At 52.2% G+C, this 5,178-nt stretch carries 7 protein-coding genes; 2 read left to right on the top strand and 5 right to left on the bottom strand.

Annotated elements, in window-relative coordinates; translation table 11 throughout:
• The 5 genes from ACR0MJ_RS20695 to ACR0MJ_RS20675 form a co-directional block, all read right to left on the bottom strand.
• On the bottom strand, window positions 1-729 hold a 729-nt coding region (locus tag ACR0MJ_RS20695; RefSeq protein ID WP_480762445.1), incomplete at its 3' end, for a DUF1611 domain-containing protein.
• A gap of 90 nt (window positions 730-819) precedes the next feature.
• On the bottom strand, window positions 820-1,584 hold the full coding sequence (locus ACR0MJ_RS20690) for a hypothetical protein (protein WP_480762443.1): 765 nt from the start codon (window positions 1,582-1,584) through the stop codon (window positions 820-822).
• Between the two features lie 79 nt (window positions 1,585-1,663).
• Entirely contained in the window at window positions 1,664-2,017 is a 354-nt protein-coding gene (locus tag ACR0MJ_RS20685; RefSeq protein ID WP_170684136.1) for a hypothetical protein, read from the bottom strand.
• A 3-nt stretch (window positions 2,018-2,020) separates the two neighbouring features.
• The gene (locus tag ACR0MJ_RS20680; protein WP_170684133.1) at window positions 2,021-2,329 is read right to left on the bottom strand and encodes a hypothetical protein; all 309 of its coding nucleotides are present in this window, start codon (window positions 2,327-2,329) and stop codon (window positions 2,021-2,023) included.
• 464 nt (window positions 2,330-2,793) lie between these two features.
• Entirely contained in the window at window positions 2,794-3,537 is a 744-nt protein-coding gene (locus tag ACR0MJ_RS20675) for a Crp/Fnr family transcriptional regulator (RefSeq protein ID WP_170684131.1), read from the bottom strand.
• Window positions 3,538-3,678: 141 nt separating this feature from the next.
• Between ACR0MJ_RS20675 and ACR0MJ_RS20670 the strand changes: the two genes are divergently transcribed.
• Both ACR0MJ_RS20670 and ACR0MJ_RS20665 read left to right on the top strand, forming a co-directional pair.
• Complete coding sequence (locus tag ACR0MJ_RS20670) at window positions 3,679-3,912, top strand: hypothetical protein (RefSeq protein WP_170684129.1); 234 nt, start codon at window positions 3,679-3,681, stop codon at window positions 3,910-3,912.
• A gap of 685 nt (window positions 3,913-4,597) precedes the next feature.
• Window positions 4,598-5,178, top strand: a 581-nt coding sequence (locus tag ACR0MJ_RS20665; protein WP_480762439.1) for a carboxymuconolactone decarboxylase family protein, incomplete at its 3' end; no start/stop codon positions are given.

Below are 5,178 nucleotides of genomic sequence, written 5' to 3'. Positions count from 1 at the left end.
GACGCCATATTTGGCACCCTGCATCAACCCTGTCTGGCCAGTTCCAACCAAAACTGTTTTGATTCCATGTGCATTAAGTGCGCTTGTCAGAATAGTCGCGGTTGTACGCTTTCCAATTGCACAGTCGGTGCCGAACACCGCGATGCGGATCGATTTGACGTCGCTGACACTTCCATCAAAAAGGCGCAAGTCGCTATTGGGTCGCGGCTTGCGAATGTCACGTATGGTCACGCCCTGAATTTTGGCAAATTCGGCGAGTTCCTGATCATCACTAAGAAACTCATGAAGCCCGCTGACAACGTTCATACCGAGCGTTATCGCTTCCACTACGATTTCGCGATCCTTCAGTGACATCCTTCCGCTGGCCGGTGCCATTCCATAAAAAAAGGTGTCAGGGATCGTAGTTTCATGAGCAACGGCAGCTTCGAGATCATTGAAGATAGGAATATTATTGGCGACGTTGTCGAGGACGTGGCCACTGTCACATCCACCATGCTTACTGTCGATCACCGAAAGAACACGATAAGCTTGTGAATGCCGGACGAGACCGTTTGCGGTTTTGCCATCTATCTTCGCGAAATTTCCTTCGCAATACACAATTGCCGTCGGTGTTTTTGTCACTGGTGTCTTACGGTGAAGCTCTGGAAAAACAGCGAGGTCAGGCGGTTGCGTTTGCGCATCGCTGGCAATGAGCTGTTTGGCCGCCGGCACAATGGGTGCGGGTTTCATATCTATTCCTTTTGGAGTGGGAAACGCGCCGTTCATGGTAAGAACTGACGCAAGTAATGAAGTTTTGAAAGCGTACTCTCCGCTGGAACTTCAGTCGTTCAGAACACACAGCCCTTCCGACCGGTGATAATTCCTGTGGCATTCCCATTTGTTGCCCGACCGGTCGAGATGGGCATTTGCAGGCAGCTCGATTGCATTGCAGCGATTACCGGAAGCCTCGTAACCACGTTCGCATTTCCATCCAACTCCGTGGGCCGCGTCATCGAAGAAAGCATTTTCGGGTACGATAACGGCATCACACCTTCCGTCTTGCTCAAAATACCCACGCTCGCACGTCCACGGACGCCCGCGGGTTGATGCGTTCAGGAAGGCATTTTCTGGCACTGCTACTGCCTCGCATGCATCTCCGTCGATCTCGTAGCCGCGGTTGCAAAGCCATACAGATCCATAGGTGCTGTTCGTCAGGTAAGCGTTATCCGGCACCACAATTTCCTGGCAGCTATCGTCAATTCTTGTGTATCCACGCAGACACCGCCATCGTTCACCTGACGGATCGAGATATCCGCCCTCGGGCACAATGACTTCAGTGCATGAGGTGCCGCCAACTTCTACAAAGCCATGCAAACATGACCACCCTGAGCCATAGGTTCTGTTTGTGGGATAGGCATTTTCAGGGACAGCAATGGCAACGCATCCATCGCCATCCAACCGGTAGGATATATCGCATTCCCAGCCCCCGCCATACTTTTTGGCATGCGCATTTTCTGGGATGGAAACTGTTTCGGCCATCACAAAATTTGACGGGGTGGGTGAAGCCACCAAAACGGTGAAAACAACGGCAAACAGCGCAGTCATGAAGGGAGCGCGAGACTGGTGTTGTTTTTTCTGGATGGACGTTGTGCCAGTAGGGTTACGCGAAAGTTGAGTGATTTGGTTACGATCCATCCACGTTCAGCCCCTCGATGCAGGCCTGCGCCAGTTCCTTGTTTGGGGATTGGGAGCCAGGTACTGTTGCCCAGCCAGCCTCCATAACAGCGTCCTTCCGTTTGAACGAAGACGCCTCTTTGATTGTTGCGATTTTTGCAGCGCGTTGGGCGTCGGTTCGTGCCATGTCGACGCAGACCGGAACCAACGCTGCGATAACGCTATCACGGGACATGGCGTTGGCCATCTCGTCCGCGCTACTGCCGGTCATCCATCCACCCCAGGAAAATCCTACTATGCCTACGAAAATCCCTCCGATCAGGGCACCGTAGATTCCGGGTTTAAGCCATTCGGGAGTGTTCATGATTTATTCCTCCTGCGGGGAAAGCGCCGCTTCGCTGTCATTGTTAGGTGGGGCCAAGGTCCGGTCGTGCTTGTGCGCCAGTTCAAAATCTTTCGGGTCGATGGGACGCATTTCGGTGCAGCCCGGCTTGCCGCCTATGTTCCGGACTGTCAGGTAGGTTCCGGTTCGTCGATATGCCTCGAAACTCAGGCCTTGTAGAAGTTCTTCTTCAACAACAACTTCGTATTCGCCTGCAGGGAGTTCATCCGGGTAACCAGACAAAGAAAACGGATTTGAAAACGTCACCAAAGAACTAGACGATCTTGTGCTCACCTTATCCCTCCATGAAATTTTGTGGATCTTCCCGGCGCAGTCTGCCGCAAAACACCGTAGGGCGGCGTGACGGCAGGGCTGGTGCTGAGTTTTACGATAATGTGGAAACGGCAGACATGCGCTGATCGATGTTAGCCTTTGGCCAATTGCCTGGAATTTTGTTGGTATTTCCTGTGCGACACGCGCAGAACGGACAAGTATCGCCGGTTCTTGACTAACCTGCGTCAGTGCTACGATGCCCGAATTCCGACAAAGTGGTGTGTGTTGGCGGGATATTTGCTGGCGTGTATTTAACTAGTATTTGAGAAGCGCGGGAAATACAGTACCGCAACTGGACTGTATTTATCTTGCGCTTCTTTTTTAGTGAATGCGGTGCCGGGCAATTCCCGATCTGTTAACGCAAATAGAATTCCTGACCAGGTAATCTCCGTCGATAGCTCGCCGTCGCCAAAGGAACGTCCCTACTACTTCATAAAAGGCCCGGCCTGATCCAGGTAAGTCGGGTCAAAACCGGCCAACGTCACCAATCCGTCATAATCATCAAATGTTACCTGCCCGGATTGAAAAGTAACCAACCCCTCCTCCCGCAATTGACGTAGAACACGATTTACGTGCACAGCACTCAATCCAAGCGCATCGGCAAGGTGGTATTGTGTCAGTGGGCATAGGTATCCCGCCTTGCTTGCTATCCCGACCTGGGTCAGCCTTACCCCAAGTTCCAACAGAAAATGCGCCATGCGTTCGCCCGCGTCACGCCGCCCGATGTTGACCAGATGTTCAACCACCATCGCCTCATCTCGGGATACAGCCCAAAGGATTGCCGTCGCGAGGCGAGGTGTTTGCGCAAATGCTTCCAGAAGATCTCCCACTACGACTTCTATGGCCTGAATTTCCATGAGTGGTTCGATGCTGTGGTCCGAGGTGTGCAGCAAAACGCTACGCAACCCGAGAAAGTCGCCGGGAATTTGGAAGTCGACTATCTGACGCGTCCCATCAGTCTGGGTTTTGTACGAACAAACCCAACCCGATGCCAGAATGTAGGCGGCCTGCTCAGATTGCCCCTGATGCACGAGATCACGCCCCGCTACAAAGGTTCTGCGACGCTTGTGCAGACGCGCTAAGACCGCAAGTTCAACTTCAGACAGGGCGACGAAGTTCGAGAGCTTTCGGGTGAGCGGGCTTTTTTCAATGTTGACCAAAATGTTCATCCTTAATCGAAAAGCCGTCTGCGAAGCAAATCGACGCGAGAACTGCTTTCGATCAGTTAAGTATACAGCACTCTATGCCAAGATGGCGCAATTTACCGCAACGCTTCCTTGCCCGGACGCCTGTTAAAAAGGACCTCTACCATGGCCGACCAGAAAGACTACTCAGGAATGGCCGCTCTCTCAATTTGTGAAGCTCTATTGCTTGCGATGAATGATCGTGAACTCCTCCCTGAACATGAGATCGTAGGGCTTCTTCGTGACGCCGTCGCCGCCCACGAGTCGGCGACCGGCAATAACGATGAAATGGAAATGCACCGGACCGCCGCTGCTTTGATAAACCAGGTTATTGCCTCAGGTTACCGGGTTCGGAAATAGAGTAAATTCCCTTTTAGAAGGGCGAGATTCCCCTCGTCTAGTAGCAAAACAATCAACAGAAGCGCTGTTGCTGCCTTGTTCCTGATCAACGCAGACAAGAATTAGTATCCAAAGTCTCAATGTCGCTATACCCTGATTTGCGTCACGCTCTGCAACCGTAACGAACTTTCGCTTCCTGCCCGAGACACTACTCTTGGTGATCGCAGGCGTCACTAGCAGCAATCGGTAAGGCCGCGAAGAATTGGGGGTTAGTCCCACGCATCGATTGTTATATCCGTCTGCCGCGATAGGGTGGTTTTGAAGTTTGGCGAGATCAGCACAGGTGAATGACTGGTATCGTGAATTTTGCTGCAACGCTGAAAATCCACCGCTGAGGATTCGAACGTTTTCTGCGCAAGCAATGGCAGTGGGAGCAAAAGTCTGGTTTGTCCCGCATCTCGGAAGTTTCTACGCTTAGATTTGAAGGTCTTCTTTGGTGCTGACCGGACTTTGAGATTTACGAGAACCGCAGGAAAACACCTTTGACGAACTGCCGAACCCGCCGCCTTGCATCAGGCAAACCTGCCGTTCGCAATATTCCCACAGAATCTCTGTGCGGAACCCGGAATTGCGTTAAGGTTGCTTAAACACCTTTGGTTCCTCACGTGAGACGATGTAATCCAAAGCAAGATTGAAAGAGAAATGAATGAAACGCCTGTTTCCATCTCTGCCCGAGAACGCAACACTGGGAAGTGTCTATCAAGCCTTTCCAGACAAGCTTTCTCCGCTTTGTGCGTACGAAAGCCTTGTGATGAGGGGCGAGAGCGACCTTTCGGTCGCCCAACGTGAACTAATCGCAGCCTATGTCTCGGGTCTGAATGCTTGTGCGTATTGCCATGGGGCGCATATCGTTTTCGCCAAAGCCTACGGCATTGAGGTCGAGACAATCGAGGCACTGATGGAAGACCGCGATACGGCGCCAGTCGAAGATCGTCTCAAACCATTGCTGGCATACATTGAAAAGCTCACTGTCTCGCCATCCCGAATGACAGAAGCCGACGCAAATGCGGTCTACGCGGCAGGCTGGTCAGAGAGCGCGCTGTTCGATGCTATCCAGGTCTGCGGTGTCTTTAATCTCGTGAACCGTTTCATAGAAGGAACAGGTGTTCAAAGCCCTGGCAACGACCCAAGACAAGCAGACGAAGCCACTTTGGATCGATACCGCAGCGACAGTTTGTATACCGATTTCGGCCGAGAGCACGGCCACGACATCCAGATCGGAAGGGC

This window comes from Ruegeria sp. C6 (genome assembly GCF_056537625.1).
This window is presented reverse-complemented; position numbering and strand designations above follow the sequence as displayed.

What these genes read in the sequence shown, in the direction of transcription:
- ACR0MJ_RS20675 (WP_170684131.1), bottom strand. Translation starts at nt 3,537, where the DNA reads ATGAACATTTTGGTCAACATTGAAAAAAGCCCGCTCACCCGAAAGCTC.
- ACR0MJ_RS20685 (WP_170684136.1), bottom strand. Translation starts at nt 2,017, where the DNA reads ATGAACACTCCCGAATGGCTTAAACCCGGAATCTACGGTGCCCTGATC.
- ACR0MJ_RS20690 (WP_480762443.1), bottom strand. Translation starts at nt 1,584, where the DNA reads ATGACTGCGCTGTTTGCCGTTGTTTTCACCGTTTTGGTGGCTTCACCC.
- ACR0MJ_RS20670 (WP_170684129.1), top strand. Translation starts at nt 3,679, where the DNA reads ATGGCCGACCAGAAAGACTACTCAGGAATGGCCGCTCTCTCAATTTGT.